This is a genomic window from Streptomyces sp. NPDC046925 (genome assembly GCF_040644915.1).
Classification (GTDB): Bacteria; Actinomycetota; Actinomycetes; order Streptomycetales; family Streptomycetaceae; genus Streptomyces.
Window position 1 is genome coordinate 298,184 of record NZ_JBEYWZ010000007.1, and the last position, 14,940, is coordinate 313,123.

General features: G+C 72.1%; 10 protein-coding genes and 1 pseudogene. 7 read left to right on the top strand and 4 right to left on the bottom strand.

The features are described from left to right. Positions 1-135 precede the first annotated feature (135 nt). Genes ABZ906_RS28270 through ABZ906_RS28285 form a run of 4 tightly spaced genes read left to right on the top strand, consistent with a single transcriptional unit; the run spans position 136 to position 4,092 of the window. Positions 136-1,134, top strand: coding sequence for an iron ABC transporter permease (locus tag ABZ906_RS28270; protein WP_361387282.1), 999 nt, complete (start codon positions 136-138; stop codon positions 1,132-1,134). Next, positions 1,131-2,234: an iron ABC transporter permease gene (locus ABZ906_RS28275; RefSeq protein ID WP_361387285.1), complete on the top strand. Its 1,104-nt coding sequence runs from the start codon at positions 1,131-1,133 to the stop codon at positions 2,232-2,234. Before ABZ906_RS28270 ends, ABZ906_RS28275 begins: the two co-directional genes overlap by 4 nt. Beyond that, the gene (locus ABZ906_RS28280; protein WP_361194498.1) at positions 2,231-3,088 is read left to right on the top strand and encodes an ABC transporter ATP-binding protein; all 858 of its coding nucleotides are present in this window, start codon (positions 2,231-2,233) and stop codon (positions 3,086-3,088) included. Before ABZ906_RS28275 ends, ABZ906_RS28280 begins: the two co-directional genes overlap by 4 nt. Further along, a complete protein-coding gene (locus ABZ906_RS28285) occupies positions 3,085-4,092 on the top strand; it encodes an iron-siderophore ABC transporter substrate-binding protein (protein ID WP_361387288.1) in 1,008 nt (335 codons plus the stop codon). The genes ABZ906_RS28280 and ABZ906_RS28285 overlap by 4 nt, the downstream gene beginning before the upstream one ends. Positions 4,093-4,095: 3 nt before the next feature. Here ABZ906_RS28285 and ABZ906_RS28290 read toward each other — a convergent pair whose 3' ends face one another. Continuing rightward, positions 4,096-5,106, bottom strand: a complete 1,011-nt coding sequence (locus tag ABZ906_RS28290; protein ID WP_361387291.1) for a hypothetical protein — start codon at positions 5,104-5,106, stop codon at positions 4,096-4,098. A 653-nt stretch (positions 5,107-5,759) separates the two neighbouring features. Between ABZ906_RS28290 and ABZ906_RS28295 the strand changes: the two genes are divergently transcribed. Together ABZ906_RS28295 and ABZ906_RS28300 are read left to right on the top strand one after the other, a co-directional pair. Next, positions 5,760-8,360, top strand: a complete 2,601-nt coding sequence (locus ABZ906_RS28295) for a helicase C-terminal domain-containing protein (protein ID WP_361387294.1) — start codon at positions 5,760-5,762, stop codon at positions 8,358-8,360. 148 nt (positions 8,361-8,508) lie between these two features. Further along, the gene (locus ABZ906_RS28300) at positions 8,509-10,152 is read left to right on the top strand and encodes a DNA repair helicase XPB (RefSeq protein WP_361387297.1); all 1,644 of its coding nucleotides are present in this window, start codon (positions 8,509-8,511) and stop codon (positions 10,150-10,152) included. A gap of 7 nt (positions 10,153-10,159) precedes the next feature. Here ABZ906_RS28300 and ABZ906_RS28305 read toward each other — a convergent pair. Next, a pseudogene (locus tag ABZ906_RS28305) lies at positions 10,160-11,215 on the bottom strand (glycosyltransferase 87 family protein); the annotation flags it as partial. A gap of 368 nt (positions 11,216-11,583) precedes the next feature. Here ABZ906_RS28305 and ABZ906_RS28310 point away from each other — a divergent pair. Next, on the top strand, positions 11,584-13,563 hold the full coding sequence (locus ABZ906_RS28310; RefSeq protein ID WP_361387300.1) for an ATP-binding domain-containing protein: 1,980 nt from the start codon (positions 11,584-11,586) through the stop codon (positions 13,561-13,563). Between the two features lie 7 nt (positions 13,564-13,570). Here the strand turns inward: ABZ906_RS28310 and ABZ906_RS28315 are convergent, their stop codons facing one another. Continuing rightward, positions 13,571-14,140 (bottom strand): DUF2165 domain-containing protein, encoded by a 570-nt coding sequence (locus ABZ906_RS28315; protein ID WP_361387302.1) that lies wholly within the window; start codon positions 14,138-14,140, stop codon positions 13,571-13,573. A gap of 76 nt (positions 14,141-14,216) precedes the next feature. Then, positions 14,217-14,906, bottom strand: a complete 690-nt coding sequence (locus ABZ906_RS28320; RefSeq protein ID WP_361194483.1) for a copper homeostasis protein CutC — start codon at positions 14,904-14,906, stop codon at positions 14,217-14,219. Positions 14,907-14,940: the final 34 nt, after the last annotated feature.

Here is a 14,940-nt window from a genome sequence, read left to right on the forward strand (position 1 = left end):
GCCATTGTGCCGAGCCCCGACGCCCGGGGCCGAGGGCCGGGCCGCGCCCGTAGACTGAGCCGCTTAGCCAAGCCTTACCTCCGCGCCCCCCTTCCGCGGTACGCCTTGCGGATTTCTCCGAAACGAGCTCAGCCGATGCGTGTGCCCGCCAGACGCGCCGTCGCGATGACGGCGGCCGTCGTGGCCCTGCTGCTCGCGGTCCTCCTCAGCCTCTCCGTCGGCGCCCGCGCGATCGCGCCGTCCGCCGTCGTCGACGCCCTGCTGCACGGCGGGCACAGCGACGCCGCCGAGGTCGTCCGCGAGATGCGGGTGCCGCGCACGGCCATCGGCCTGATGGTGGGCGCCGCGCTCGCCCTGGCCGGCACGGTCCTCCAGGGCATCACCCGCAACCCCATCGCCGACCCCGGCATCCTCGGCGTGAGCCAGGGCGCTTCGGTGGGCGTGGTCGCGGCGATCGCGTTCGCGGGGGTGCACACCCTGACCGGGTACGTCTGGTACGCCTTCGCCGGCGCGGGCATCGCGTCCGTCGCGGTGTACGCGATCGCCGCGAGCGGACGGGGCGGGGCGACCCCCGTGAAGCTCGCCCTGGGCGGCGCCGCGATCAACGCGCTCCTGGTGTCCGTGACCACCGCGATCCTGACCACCAGGGCCTCCGCCCTGGACGAGTTCCGCTTCTGGCAGGTGGGCTCGCTCTCCGGGCGCGACGCGGAGATCGTCGGGCAGATCTGGCCGTTCCTGCTCGTGGGCCTCGTCCTGGTCCTCTCCGTGGCACGCGGCCTCGACGCGCTGGCCCTCGGCGAGGACGTGGCCAGGGGGCTCGGGCAGAAGGTCGCGACCGTACGGATCGTCGGCGGGCTCGGGGCGACCGTGCTCACCGGCGCGGGCGTGGCGGCGGCCGGGCCGATCGCGTTCATCGGCCTCGCGGTCCCCCACATCGCCCGCGCGATCGTGGGCAGCGGGCATCGCTGGGTGCTTCCCATGGCCGCGGTCCTCGGGCCGGTCATGCTGCTCGTCTCCGACACGGTGGGGCGCGTCGTCTTCCCGCCGAGTGAGGTGCCGGCCGGGGTGATGACCGCGCTCATCGGGGTGCCGTTCCTGGTGACGCTGGTGCGCCGGAAGGCGGTGGCAGCATGACGTCCACAACCGCCGATGCGGGCCGGCCGACAAAGCAGCGTCCGGCCGGGTATGCCGTCCTACGGCTACGAAAAGCCACGTTCCTGATGCACCGCAGGGCAGCTGCAATCGCCGTCCTGTTGACCCTGCTCCTGGCGGCGTCCAGCCTCACGTACCTCTGCCTGGGCGAGTCCTACGTGCACCCCGCAGAAGCCATCAAGGTCCTCCTCGGGCAGCCGTCGCCGGACGAGCTGGTCGTGGGGACCCTGCGCGAACCCCGGATGGTGGTGGGCCTCCTCGTGGGCGCCGCCTTCGGAGTCGCGGGCGGGCTCATCCAGACCGTCGCCCGCAACGCCCTGGCCAGCCCCGACATCATCGGCATCAGCCAGGGCGCGAGTGCCCTGACGGTGGGCGCGATGACCCTCGGAGTCACGTCCGCGACCGTCCTGCCCTACCTCTCCGTGCTCGGCGGTATCGCCGCGGCCGCTCTCGTGTACGTCTTCGCCTGGCGCGGCGGCCTGCACGCCACCCGCTTCGTGCTCATCGGGATCGGCTTCGCGATCGCCCTGCGGTCCGTGACCACGCTCTTCATGACCAAGGGCGACTATCTCGTCGCCCAGCAGGCGCAGATCTGGATGACGGGCTCGCTCAACGGCCGCGGCTGGACGGAGGCCCGACCGCTCGCCCTGACCCTGCTCGTCCTGCTCCCGTTCGTCTTCTGGGCCGCCCGCGCCCAGCGCTCGGTGACCATGGACGACGACACGGCGACCGCGCTCGGGGTGCGTCTTGGGCACGTACGCCTTGGGCTCGTGCTGCTCGGCGTCGTCCTCGCCTCCGTGGCGACCGGCGCCGCGGGGCCCGTCGACTTCGTGGCGCTGCTCGCCCCGCAGATCGCCCGCAGGATGACCCGGACCGCGCAGATCCCACTGCTCTGCTCGGCGCTGCTCGGCGCGCTGATCATGGTCGTCGCCGATCTGCTCGCCCGGCGTCTCTTCTCGCCGACCGAATTGCCGGTCGGCGTTCTCACGGCGGCCGTCGGAGCCCCGTACCTGATCTGGCTGATCATCAGAAGCCACGGCACCCGCCGCAGTCGTTCCGTCAGCAATGGAGGCACCTCGTGACCGCCGCCCGCCTCAGCGCCCGCGAGCTGACCCTCGCCTACGAGGACCGCGAGGTCGTGCACGGGCTCGACCTCTCGGTGCCCGACGGCAAGGTCACGGTCATCGTCGGCCCCAACGCCTGCGGGAAGTCGACGACTCTGCGCGCGCTCGGCCGCCTGCTCAAGCCGAAGGGCGGCGCGGTCCTGCTCGACGGCGACGCGCTCACCAAACTCCCCACGAAGAAGATCGCCCAGCAGATCGGGCTGCTCCCGCAGACGCCGGTCGCGCCGGAGGCGATCACCGTCGCCGACCTCGTCGCGCGCGGACGCCAGCCGCATCAGCACTGGTGGCAGCAGTGGTCCGAGGAGGACGAGCGGGCGGTGACGGAGGCGATGGAACGTACCGACGTCAGCGCGCTCGCCGAACGGTCCGTGGACGAGCTCTCGGGCGGTCAGCGCCAGCGGGTGTGGATCGCGATGGCCATCGCCCAGGAGACGGACATCCTGCTCCTGGACGAGCCGACGACGTATCTCGACATCTCGCACCAGGTCGAAGTCCTCGATCTGGTGCGGCAGCTGGCCGCCGGGACGCGCGACGGCGAGCGCGGCAGGACGGTGGTCGTCGTGCTGCACGACCTCAATCAGGCGGCCCGTTACGCCGACCATCTGGTCGCCATGAAGCAGGGCAGGATCGTCGCCGAGGGCGCGCCGGCCGATGTCGTCACCGAGGAACTCGTCCGCGAGGTGTTCGGTCTGGAGTGTGTGGTGGTACCGGACCCGGTGACGGGGTCGCCCCTGGTCGTCCCGGGGGCTCCGTGGGCCGCGGAGGCGCGCCCGCACCCCCCGTCCGACCGAAAGGTGGCCCCCAAGCCATGACCACCGTGAACTCCTCGCCCGCAAGGGCCGACTCCCCCCACCGCCGCCGCACCACCCTCGCCGCCGGGGCCCTCGCCCTCGGCGGCGCGCTCGCGCTCGGCGCCTGCGGCTCGTCGGACTCCGACTCCGGTACGAACGCGGCGGGTTCGGGCAGGACGCACGTCGTGAAGACCGCCATGGGCGAGGTGAAGGTCCCCGTCGCCCCCGAGCGGGTCGTCGTCCTGGACACGGCCGAGCTGGACTCCGCGATCACGCTCGGCGTGAAGCCGGTCGGCGCCACGCACGTCGAGGCGTCGTCGGGCTTCCCCGCCTACCTGCCGAAGGACAAGGTCAGCGGCATCGAGGACGTCGGCGAGATGCTGAACCCGAACATGGAGTCCATCGCGGCCCTCAAGCCGGACGTCATCCTCACCAGCAAGATCCGGCATGCGGCGAAGTACGAACAGCTCAGCGAGATCGCGCCGACGGTGATGACGGAGAACACGGGCTACCCGTGGAAGGCGAACTTCCGGGTCCACGCGGCAGCGCTGGGCAAGCAGGCCGAGGCGAAGAAGATCACCTCCGCCTACGACGCCCACACCGAGAAGGTCACCGCGGCGGTCGGCGGCGCGGAAAAGGCCAAGTCGACGGAGGTCAACGTCGTCCGCTTCGTGGAGGGCGCGGACATCCGCATCTACGGCGAGAAGACGTACATCGCCACGCTCCTCAAGGACGTGGGCCTCGGCCGCCCCGCCGTCGCGGCCAAGGCGAAGGACGGCTTCTCGTACGACGTGTCGCCCGAGAAGATCGACATGGCCGACGCGGATGTCATCTTCCGTGCCACGTACGGAGATCCGAAGAAGTCCAAGCAGACGCAGACCATCGGCAGCGGCCTGTGGAAGAACATGGGCGCGGTGAAGTCGGGCGACGTCCACACGGTCGACGACGAGCTGTGGATCCAGGGAATCGGTTACACGGCGGCGAACAAGATCCTGGACGAAATGCAGACGGCGCTCACGAAGTAGCCGTTACGGCCGCCGCTGGGACCTCCACAGGAGGTAGAGGGCGGAGGCGATGGCCGCGCCGCGTACGACCCACGGCCAGGTCTCGGCCATCGCGTCGCTCATGTGTCCGTCGACGATGGGGTCGCCCCAGCGGCGTTCGTTCCTGCCCCAGAGCCAGGTGATCCCGGCCGCCACGGAGAGGCCGGGCAGCCCGATGACGGCCCACTTCGCCTCGGCACGGCTCAGCCTTCGCGAGGCGTACGCGAGAAGCCAGCCGCCGCCGAGAGCAAGCCAGTTGCCGAGGATGGCGCCGACGGTGAGGAGCGCTGCGGCGAGCAGGAGCAGGGGGTTGGTGAAGCGGGGGGTGGAGGGGGCGAGGGCTGCGGGGCGGGCTAGGCGGAAGCGACGTCGCCGCGGAGGCTCAACTTGTTCCTCCCCTTCACCCTCGACCTCGTCCTCTTCTTCCTCTTCCTCTACGTCCTCCACGGGGCGTTTCTTGGGCGGGGGCTTGAGGAGTTCCGGGATTTCCACGCCGCCGGTGAAGCCGGGCACGCTGTCGCCGAGGCCGAAGGGGCTGCTGTCCGTCCGCCACCAGTCGGGCTGGGAGCCGCTGTCGCCGAGTTCGTCCGTGCCGGCGAGGTGCGGCGGGGAAGGGCCGGGGTCCTCTTTCGGGAGCTCCGGTTCTTCGGCGGCGGGCCGGGGCCGCGGCACGACACGGCGCAGCCGCTTGGGCCGTTCGCGGGGCTCGCTGACGGTCTCGGCCACAGCAGGACTACTAGTGCCGCTGCTGCTGCCGCCGGTGCCGCTGCCTGTGCCGGCGGCTTCGACGAGATCCTCGGGGGTGCCGAGGCGGTCGAGGATGCGGCGTATGGCGGCGGGGTTGTCGGCCGCGGTCTTCGCTCTGGTCCGGTCGATCTCGTTCCGCAGGCGGGAGACCAGGCGCATGCGGGTGCCTGACGGCAGCTGTTGCTGCTGGGCCAGGTCTCCGACGCGGCTCAGATAGTCGAAGACGAGCTGATCGCTCTCGATCCCCACGAAGTCCCCTCCGGAGCGGCCCGGTTGAAGCCCCGCCCTGTGTACCCGGTCAGACGACCGTACCGCGTCCCCTACTCCCCGGGGCCAGCCCCCGCACCCCGCCACACCCGAACAAACCTCTCCCACCCACCCGCCAGTCGGCGACGCGCGCGAGGGGGTGTGCCGGTATTTCCGCCCGGAGCGCGGTTCGCAACGCTCCCCAGCCGCAGCAAAGGGACGGCCACCGGCGGATGGCGAGGACGGACATACCGGCGCGCCCCGCCTCGGGCACCCCGTAGGGGCTTTCCCGCCCACCCGCCCGACTCGCCGGGTCACGGCCGGGCGTAGGAGCAGGCCAGTTGGTGACGGCCCGCAGTCGGCAACGAGACGCGAGGGGGTGTGTCGGTATTTCCGCCCGGAGCACGGTTCGCTGCGCTCCCTAGGCGAAGCAAAAGGGCGCCCACCGGCGGATGGCGAGGACGGACATACCGGCGCGCCCCCGCACCCACACACGACCCGCACCGCCCCCGGACGCACCCGCAGCCGGAACGCCCCGCACCGCCCCGGACACCCCCGCCCCCGGCGACGCGCGCGGGAGGGTGTGGTCGCAGGTGGTTGGAGGGGTGCGGGCAGGGAGCCGCGTTGGCGTACCCCAACCCGCTACCGTGAGCCTGATGAGCACCGACGAGCAGCCCCAGCGCCCAGCGGACACCCCCCGCTCCCTCGCCGAGGCACTGCGGTCCCGTGATGACGCGTCCCTCGGTGCGCTGCTCCGCGCCCGCCCGGATCTGCTCACGCCGGTTCCGAACGACCTCACCCAGCTGGCCACCCGCGCAGCCACCCGCGCCTCCGTGGTCCGCGCCCTGGAGCGGCTGGACCGGTTCGCCCAGCAGGTCGCCGAGGCACTGGCCGTAGCCCCCGAACCGGCCACGTACGAAGAGCTGCACTCGCTCGTGGCCGGGGACGAGCAAGACGAGCGAGACCAGCGAGACCAGCGAGACAAGCCAGACGCAGAAGGAAGCGGTGCCGTCACCACGGCGCTGGCCCGCGCCCTCGCCACCCTCCGCGAGCAAGCCATCGTCTGGGGCCCAGACGACCGCCTCCGCCTGGTCCGCACCGCCCGCGAACTCCTCGCCCCCGCCCCCCAGTACCCCTCCCCCACCGGCCTCGGCCCCACCGTCGCCGAGGCCACCGCGGGCATGTCGCCGAACCGTATGCAGGACATCGTGACGGCCGCCGGGCTCCCCTCCACCCACGACGCGGTCTCCGCGGTCCGCTCGCTCACCGGACTCTTCACGGACCGCACCCGGATGTCCGCGCTCCTCGACGAAGCCCCCGCCGAGTCCGTCGAAGTGCTCTCGCGGCTCGTCTGGGGCCCGCCCTACGGCCAGGTGACCGCCGACCCGGCACGCCACCTGCGCTGGCTCCTGGACCGGGGCCTCCTGCTCCCGACCGCCCCCGGCACGGTCGTACTCCCGAGGGAGGCGGCCCTGCACCTGCGCGCGGGCCGCGCCCACCGGCACCTCGAACCCGCACCCCCCGCGGTGGAGGCGCTACGCGAACACCGTCCACAGGCTGTGGACGCGGCGGCGGCGAGCCAGGCGTACATGGCGCTCGACACCGTCGAAGAGCTCATGAAGGACTGGGACGAGGGCGGCCCCGCCGTACTCCGCGCGGGCGGCCTCAGCGTGCGCGACCTGAAGCGCACGGCGGTGGCCCTGGACGTACCGGAACCGGTGGCCGCGTTCTGGGTGGAACTGGCCTACGCGGCGGGCCTGGTGGCGTCGGACGGCGAGGCGGACGAGCGGTACGCGGCGACACCCGCGTACGACGACTGGCAGGAGCTGCCCGCCGCCGAGCGCTGGTCGGCCCTCGCCAGGGCCTGGCTGACGGCGACCCGCACGGCGGGCCTGATCGGCGGCCGTGACGGCAAGGACCGCACCCTGTCGGCGCTCGGCCCGCACCTGGACCGCTCATCGGCGCCGGAGATCCGGCACCGCGTACTCACGCTCCTCACCACGCTGCCGGACGGCGCGAGCCCGACCCCGGAGTCGCTGATCGCCCGCCTGCGGTGGGAGCGCCCGCCGCGCGGCGCGGCAGGCGGCAGCACACCCCCCGGCACCCCGGCAGGCACACTCCCCGGCACACCCACCGGCACCACCGCCCCCATGGAGCTGCGGGCCCGCATCGCCCAGTGGACCCTGAACGAAGCGGAGTTGCTCGGCATCACGGGCCGCGGCGCGCTCTCCGCACACGGCCGGGCGCTGCTCGGTTCCGAGAGCGAGGAAGACAGCACGGGCCCCGGGGCCAGCCCCGCACCCGCAATCCCCGCCGAACTCACCGCCCAAGCCGCCCGCGCGGCCAGACTCCTCGCCCCGCTCCTGCCCGACCCCCTCGACCACGTACTGCTCCAGGCCGACCTCACCGCCGTGGCCCCCGGCCCGCTGGAGCGGCCGCTCGCCGAGACGCTGTCGGTGCTCGCCGACGTGGAGTCCAAGGGCGGGGCGACGGTGTACCGCTTCACGCCCGGCTCCGTGCGGCGCGCGCTCGACGCGGGCAAGTCCGCGTCCGACCTGCACGCCTTCCTCGCCGCGCACTCCCGTACGCCGGTGCCGCAGCCCCTGGCGTACCTCATCGACGACGTCGCCCGTAAACACGGCCACCTGCGGATCGGCGCCGCGTCCGCGTACGTGCGCTGCGACGACGAGGCGCTCCTGAACGAGATCCTCGCCGACAAGCGCTCGCAGGGCCTGCGCCTGCGCCGCCTCGCGCCCACCGTGCTCGCCGCCCAGGCCGACCCCGGGGCGCTCCTCGAAGGCCTGCGCCAGATGGGCTTCGCGCCCGCCGCGGAGAGCGCCGAAGGCGACGTACTGATCACGCGGGCGCACGCCCACCGCACCCCGCCCCGCACCGCGCCCGAGCCGGTCCACGACGGCCCGCCCCTCGCGGACGCCACGCTGACCGGCGCCGCGGTGCGCGCCATCCGCGCCGGCGACCTGGCATCGACCGCCCCGCGCAGGGCGGCCCCGGAGGCGGGCGGCACGCTGCCCCGCACGACGGCGGCGGAGACCCTCGCCACGATGCAGGCCGCGGTCCTGACCAACGAGGCGGTGTGGATCGGCTACGTGAACGCGGAAGGCTCGGCGAGTCAGCGCGTGATCGCCCCGATCCGGGTGGAGGGCGGCTTCGTGACGGCGTACGACCACACGGCGGACGAGGTCAGGACGTACCCCCTGCACCGCGTCACGGGAGTCGCGGAACTCGCGGACGACTGAGCGACCGCCACCGGACCCGCCCGCGGACGACTGAGACCGCCGCCGGACCAGCCCAGCGCCCTCCAGAACGTGAGCCAGGACGCAGCCAGGGCCGTATACACGCGCCATACGGCACACTGGACGTTTGGCTTACCGAAAGGGTGCGCGCGTGAATGGTCCCCTGATCGTCCAGTCGGACAAGACTCTCCTGCTCGAGGTCGACCACGAGCAGGCGGAGGCCTGCCGCCGTGTCATCGCACCCTTCGCGGAACTGGAGCGTGCCCCCGAGCACATCCACACCTACCGCGTGACACCGCTGGGCCTGTGGAACGCCCGTGCGGCGGGGCACGACGCCGAGCAGGTCGTGGACGCGCTTGTGGAGTACTCCCGCTACCCCGTGCCGCACGCCCTGCTCGTGGACATCGCCGAGACGATGGCGCGCTACGGCCGGCTCACGCTCTCCAAGCACCCCACGCACGGTCTCGTCCTGACCACCAACGACCGGCCGGTCCTCGAAGAGATCCTGCGGTCCAAGAAGGTGCAGCCGCTCGTCGGCGAGCGCGTGGACGCGGACACCGTCGTCGTCCACCCGTCCGAGCGCGGCCAGGTCAAGCAGACGCTCCTGAAGCTGGGCTGGCCCGCCGAGGACCTCGCCGGGTACGTCGACGGCGAGGCGCACCGCATCGACCTCGCGGAGGACGGCTGGAGCCTGCGGCCGTACCAGAAGCAGGCGGTCGAGGGGTTCTGGCACGGCGGCAGCGGCGTGGTCGTGCTGCCCTGCGGCGCCGGAAAGACGCTGGTCGGAGCCGGTGCCATGGCCGAGGCCAAGGCGACGACGCTGATCCTGGTGACGAACACGGTCTCGGCAAGGCAGTGGAAGCACGAGCTGATCAAGCGGACCTCGCTGACCGAGGACGAGATCGGCGAGTACAGCGGGACCCGCAAGGAGATCCGCCCGGTCACCATCGCCACGTACCAGGTCCTGACGACGAAGCGTAAGGGCGTCTACCCGCACCTGGAGCTCTTCGACTCCCGCGACTGGGGTCTGGTCATCTACGACGAGGTGCACCTGCTGCCCGCCCCCGTCTTCAAGTTCACCGCCGACCTCCAGGCCCGCCGCCGCCTGGGTCTTACGGCCACGCTGGTGCGGGAGGACGGCCGGGAGTCCGACGTCTTCTCCCTCATCGGCCCCAAGCGGTTCGACGCTCCGTGGAAGGAGATCGAGGCGCAGGGCTACATCGCGCCCGCGGACTGCGTCGAGGTGCGGGTCAATCTGACGGACTCGGAGCGGCTCGCGTACGCGACGGCCGAGGCGGAGGAGAAGTACCGCTTCTGCGCCACCACCGCCACGAAGCGCAAGGTGACGGAGGCGCTGGTCAAGAAGCACGCAGGCGAGCAGACCCTGGTCATCGGCCAGTACATCGACCAGCTCGACGAGCTGGGCGAGCATCTGGACGCGCCAGTCATCAAGGGCGAGACGACGAACGCGCAGCGCGAGAAGCTGTTCGACGCGTTCCGCGAGGGCGAGATCTCCGTACTCGTCGTCTCGAAGGTCGCGAACTTCTCGATCGACCTGCCCGAGGCTACGGTCGCCATCCAGGTGTCCGGGACGTTCGGTTCCCGGCAGGAGGAGGCACAGCGGCTCGGTCGTGTGCTGCGTCCGAAGGCAGACGGTCATGAGGCCCGCTTCTACTCGGTCGTGGCCCGGGACACCATCGATCAGGACTTCGCGGCGCATCGGCAGCGGTTCCTTGCTGAGCAGGGATACGCGTACCGGATCGTGGACGCGGACGAACTGCTCGCCGACAGCTGAGCAGCAGGGCCAGTACAAGGGCCAGGGCAAGCAGCGGGTAGGGCGAGGCCAGTGGCTGCTGCCAGAGGGGCAGCCGCAGGTCCAGGTCGCCCTGGTGCGGGACCAGCCACAGAGTGCGGGCCGTGAAGAGGGCCGCCACCGCCACGGTGAGGCGGTGGCGGCCCTCCGCGACGAGCAGGGTCAGGAGCGGTACGCACCAGATCCAGTGGTGGGACCAGCTGATGGGCGACACCAGGAGAGCGGTGGCCGCCGTGAGCAGAACGCCACGCGGCTCGCTCGCGGCCGCCGTACGGCTCGCGAGCCACAGACCGGCGGCGGCGACGAGTGCTGCGGGTGCGACCCACACGAGCCCCGGATGCGGATCGTGCGTCACCCTCGCGACCAGGCCCTGAATCGACTGGTTGTCGACGATCCAGGCTTTGCCCACGCGGCCCGTCTCGAAGATCCGGCGGGTCCAGAAGTCGACGCTCGCGGCAGGCAGCGCGAGCACGCCGAGCGCGACGGTCCCGGCGAGGGAGACCGTGGCGGTCACCCCTTCGCGTACGCGCCCGGTGAGGAACAGATACGCGATGAAGATCGCCGGAGTGAGCTTGATCCCGGCGGCGACCCCGATCGCGAAGCCCTTGCCGACGGCACCGGGCGGCCTGGTCAGATCCCAGAGGATGAGGCAGGCGAGGGCGAGGTTGATCTGCCCGAAGACGACCGTCTGGAAGACGGGCTCCAGCCAGAGGGCGAGGGCGGTGGCGGCGAGGAGGGGCGCGAGGCGGGTGGGGATCCGGGCGAGCCGGCAGGAGAGGTGGACGAGAACCGCGAGGAGGACCAGATTCCCCGCGATGAAGGCGAGCTTGAGGACGGGCAGGGGCAGCCAGGTGGTCGGTACGAAGAGGATGGCGGCGAAGGGCGGATAGGTGGCCGGAAGGTTCCACGCCGTCACCGTGAACCCGTAGAGATCCCGCCCGTCGACCACGGCGGCACCTTCGGCCCGGTAGACGAGGGTGTCGGCCATGGGGATGCGCTGGACGAGACAGAGCGCGCCGAACGCGCCCAGCGAGACGAGGAGCAGAGCGAGGGGGAATACACGCCGTGACTGAATGCTCACCCTAAGTCGCTCCACGTCGGCGACCATATAGGGCAGGCAAGCGGGAAAGCCTGTTCGGTCCGACCCATGACGCAGGGCAAACGGGCGGGTGGGCGGGAAGGCCTGTTCGGCACGACCCATGACGCGGGGCGCCCCCACCCGCCCGGAGGGGATATTCGGTGGCCGCCCCCAGAAGCGGGGCATAAAATGCCCGGTCTGCCCGCGTGCAACGCGCCCGCCCACATCCCGCACCCCGCCGGAGGCAACCCGTGCACGGCCGTCCAGACCCAGCCCCAGACCCCCTCTCCCGAGAGCGATCCCACCTCGCCGCATCCCGCTCGGCCCTCCGAGCCATGCGCGAGGACGCCGAGGCGCTCGACATTCGCGACGTCACCGCGAACTGGGTCAACGCCGCCGTCCTGCAGAGCCAGATCGACGAGCGGATCAAGTCCCTCGCCGACCTCTCCCACACGCCCCTCTTCTTCGGCCGCCTCGACTACCTCCACGCCCCCGGCGCCGAACGGGCGGAAGGCGCGGAGGGCGAGCAGTTCTACATCGGGCGGCGGCACGTCCACGACGCCGACGGCGACCCGATGGTCATCGACTGGCGCGCCCCCGTCTCGCAGCCCTTCTACCGGGCCTCCAAGAAGGCCCCGATGGACATCGCCCTGCGGCGGCGCTTCGGTTACACCGGCGGCGACCTCACGGCGTACGAGGACGAGCACCTGAGCGACGCCGACGAGGCCGAGCGGACGAGCAAGCTGCTCCAGCAGGAGATCGAGCGGCCCCGCGTCGGCCCCATGCGCGACATCGTTGCCACGATCCAGCCCGAGCAGGACGAGATCGTACGCAGCGACCTGGGCGGCTCGGTCTGCGTGCAGGGCGGCCCCGGCACCGGAAAGACCGCCGTCGGCCTGCACCGTGTCGCCTATCTCCTGTACGCCCACCGCGAGCGCCTGGCCCGGACCGGCACCCTGGTCATCGGGCCCAACAAGTCCTTCCTGCACTACATCGAGCAGGTCCTGCCCGCGCTCGGCGAGCTTGAGGTCAAGCAGGCGACGGTCGACGACCTCGTGGCGCATGTGGAGGTGCGGGGTACGGACGAGGCGGCCGCCGCCGTCGTCAAGGGCGACGCCCGCATGGCCGCCGTCCTGCGCAAGGCCCTGCGCTCGCACGTGACCATGCCGAGCGAGCCGGTCGTGGTGGTGCGGGGCTCGCGGCGCTGGCGCGTGCCCGCGTATGAACTGGAGGAGATCGTCGGCGAGTTGCTGGCGCGCGACATCCGTTACGGGGCGGCCCGTGACGCGCTGCCGCAGCGCATCGCGCACGCCGTGCTCGTCCAGATGGAGCGGGCGGGCGAGGCCCCGGACGACCGTGTGCAGGACGCGGTGGCCCGTAACTCCGCGGTGAAAGCGGCCGTCAAGGCGGTGTGGCCGCCCGTCGATCCGGCGAAGCTCGTGCTGCGGCTGCTGTCGGACGCCGATTTCCTCGCCGTGCACGCGGAGGGGATTCTCGACGAGGACGAGCAGAAGCTGATCCTCTGGAGCAAGCCGGTGCGCGGCGTCAAGGCGGCCAAGTGGTCGGCCGCCGACGCCGTGTTGATCGACGAGGCGAGCGACCTGGTCGCGCGGACCCACTCGCTCGGCCATGTCGTGCTCGACGAGGCGCAGGACCTCTCGCCCATGCAGTACCGCGCGGTGGGGCGCCGCTGCACGACCGGTTCCGCCACCGTCCTCGGCGATCTCGCGCAGGGCACCACACCGTGGGCCACCCGGAGCTGGGAGCAGGCCCTCGGTCACCTGGGCAAGGGGGACGCCGTGGTGGAGGAGCTCACGGCGGGTTTCCGTGTGCCGCGTGAGGTCATCGCGTACGCGTCCCTGCTGCTGCCCTCCATCGCGCCGGGCCTCGCCGAGGTCAAGTCCGTGCGTGAGTCGGCGGGTTCGCTGGTGGTGCGGCGGGCGCAGGACCTGGACGCCGCTTCTCTCGAAGCCTGCGTGGAGTCGCTGCGGCACGAGGGCTCGATCGGCCTCATCGCCGCCGACGCCCGGATTCCCGCACTGGCCAAGTCCCTTGAGGCGGCCGGGATGACGTACCTCTCGCCCGGCGAGGAGACCACCCCGGACACCCGCCTCACGCTCGTCCCCGCCTCTCTGGCCAAGGGACTTGAGTACGACTACGTGGTCCTCGACGAGCCCGCCGCCGTGGTGGACGGCGAGCCCGACGAACGAACGGGCCTGCGCAGGCTGTACGTGGCCCTGACCCGCGCGGTGTCGGGCCTCACCGTCGTCCACGCGGCGGCACTGCCGGAGCAGCTCGGCGGCCAGGGCCGCTAACGGACCGTCATGACCGGCTTTCCCGGGGGCCGTCCGCCGGATTCTCGGCGGACGGCAGGTGCGTGACGACGAGCACGAGGCCCGCGAGCGTCACGACGCGGGTTGCCGCGTCCAGGCCGTTCCAGTCCTCCGACTGCCACATGGCGAACCATTCGCCGCCGATCCCGATGAATCCCGCCCCGAACAGGACGAGGATCATCAGCAGGCCGACCGTGCCCGCCCGTCGTGCCCGGCGCACCTCCGCGGGGCGGCGCAGGGCGCGGGCCCACAGGACGGTCGCCGTGAGCAGGACGAGGGCGGCCAGGGTCTCCCAGACGATGATGCCGACGTACGCGGCGTCCTGGAGCGCGGTGGACTCCACCGCGCGCCACATCAGGTCGTCGTCCTTGAAGGTGGTGTCCATCGCCAGGACATGGCGCACGTACTGCTGGTTGCTGTCGAAATCGGTGATGTTCCCGAACGCGACGAGCGCGATGTAGAGCGCCACCGTGGCGGTGAGCACCGTCGCGGCGACGGGCAGCGCCCCGGCCCTGAGTATGCGGTCCGCGGGACGCTTGGTGTTCGCTGGTGTCGGCATGAAGTCCCCTCCCCTGTTGGCCCAGTTGTATCGCGTCCCCCGGGGAACGCGATCGGGCCCCCCTGGCTCGGAGGGGTCAGGCGTCGATCGCCGCCCGCCACCGGGCGACGGCCTCGGCGCAGACCGGCGCCGACCAGCCGTCGGGCCGGGAGGCGCCGCCGATGTGGAACGCGTCGACGCCCGCCGCCCTGAGCTGCGGGAGGTGGTCGAGGCGCAGGCCGCCGCCCACCAGGATCTGCTGCTGGTAGCCGGGTTCGCCGGAGCGTGCGGCCTCGGCGAGCAGTGTGGGCAGGCCCTCGTCCACGCCCGTCGCCGAGCCGGCGGTGAGGTAGGTGTCGAGGCCGGGGAAGTCACCGAGCTGCTTGCGCAGGGCGTCGCGGTCGGGGGCCCGGTCGATGGCCCGGTGGAACGTCCAGCGGCAGCCGTCGATCGCGCCGGCGAGGGCTTCGACAGCGGCGAGGTCGGGGCCGCCCGTCTCGTCGAGGAAGCCGAGGACGAACTCGTCGGCGCCCTCGCTCCTGAGCTCGTGCGCGCGGCGCACGAGAGCGTCGACGTCGCCCGCGGCGAAACCGTCCGCGAGGCGCAGCATCACGCGCAGGGAGATGTCCACGGCGGCGCGGATCCCGGCGAAGGTCTCGCGGGACGGGGTCAGGCCGTCCGCGGCCATGTCGGTGACCAGCTCTAGGCGGTCCGCGCCTCCGGCCTGAGCGGCGACCGCGTCCTCGGCGTCGAGGGCGATCACCTCCAGGACTGCACGCTTGCTCATGGATGTCTTCCTTCGGGTCCGGGGCCGCGGGACG

Coding starts and splice junctions, on each gene's coding strand:
- ABZ906_RS28270 (WP_361387282.1), top strand. CDS start 136: ATGCGTGTGCCCGCCAGACGCGCCGTCGCGATGACGGCGGCCGTCGTG.
- ABZ906_RS28275 (WP_361387285.1), top strand. CDS start 1,131: ATGACGTCCACAACCGCCGATGCGGGCCGGCCGACAAAGCAGCGTCCG.
- ABZ906_RS28285 (WP_361387288.1), top strand. CDS start 3,085: ATGACCACCGTGAACTCCTCGCCCGCAAGGGCCGACTCCCCCCACCGC.
- ABZ906_RS28295 (WP_361387294.1), top strand. CDS start 5,760: ATGAGCACCGACGAGCAGCCCCAGCGCCCAGCGGACACCCCCCGCTCC.
- ABZ906_RS28310 (WP_361387300.1), top strand. CDS start 11,584: ATGCGCGAGGACGCCGAGGCGCTCGACATTCGCGACGTCACCGCGAAC.
- ABZ906_RS28315 (WP_361387302.1), bottom strand. CDS start 14,140: ATGCCGACACCAGCGAACACCAAGCGTCCCGCGGACCGCATACTCAGG.
- ABZ906_RS28320 (WP_361194483.1), bottom strand. CDS start 14,906: ATGAGCAAGCGTGCAGTCCTGGAGGTGATCGCCCTCGACGCCGAGGAC.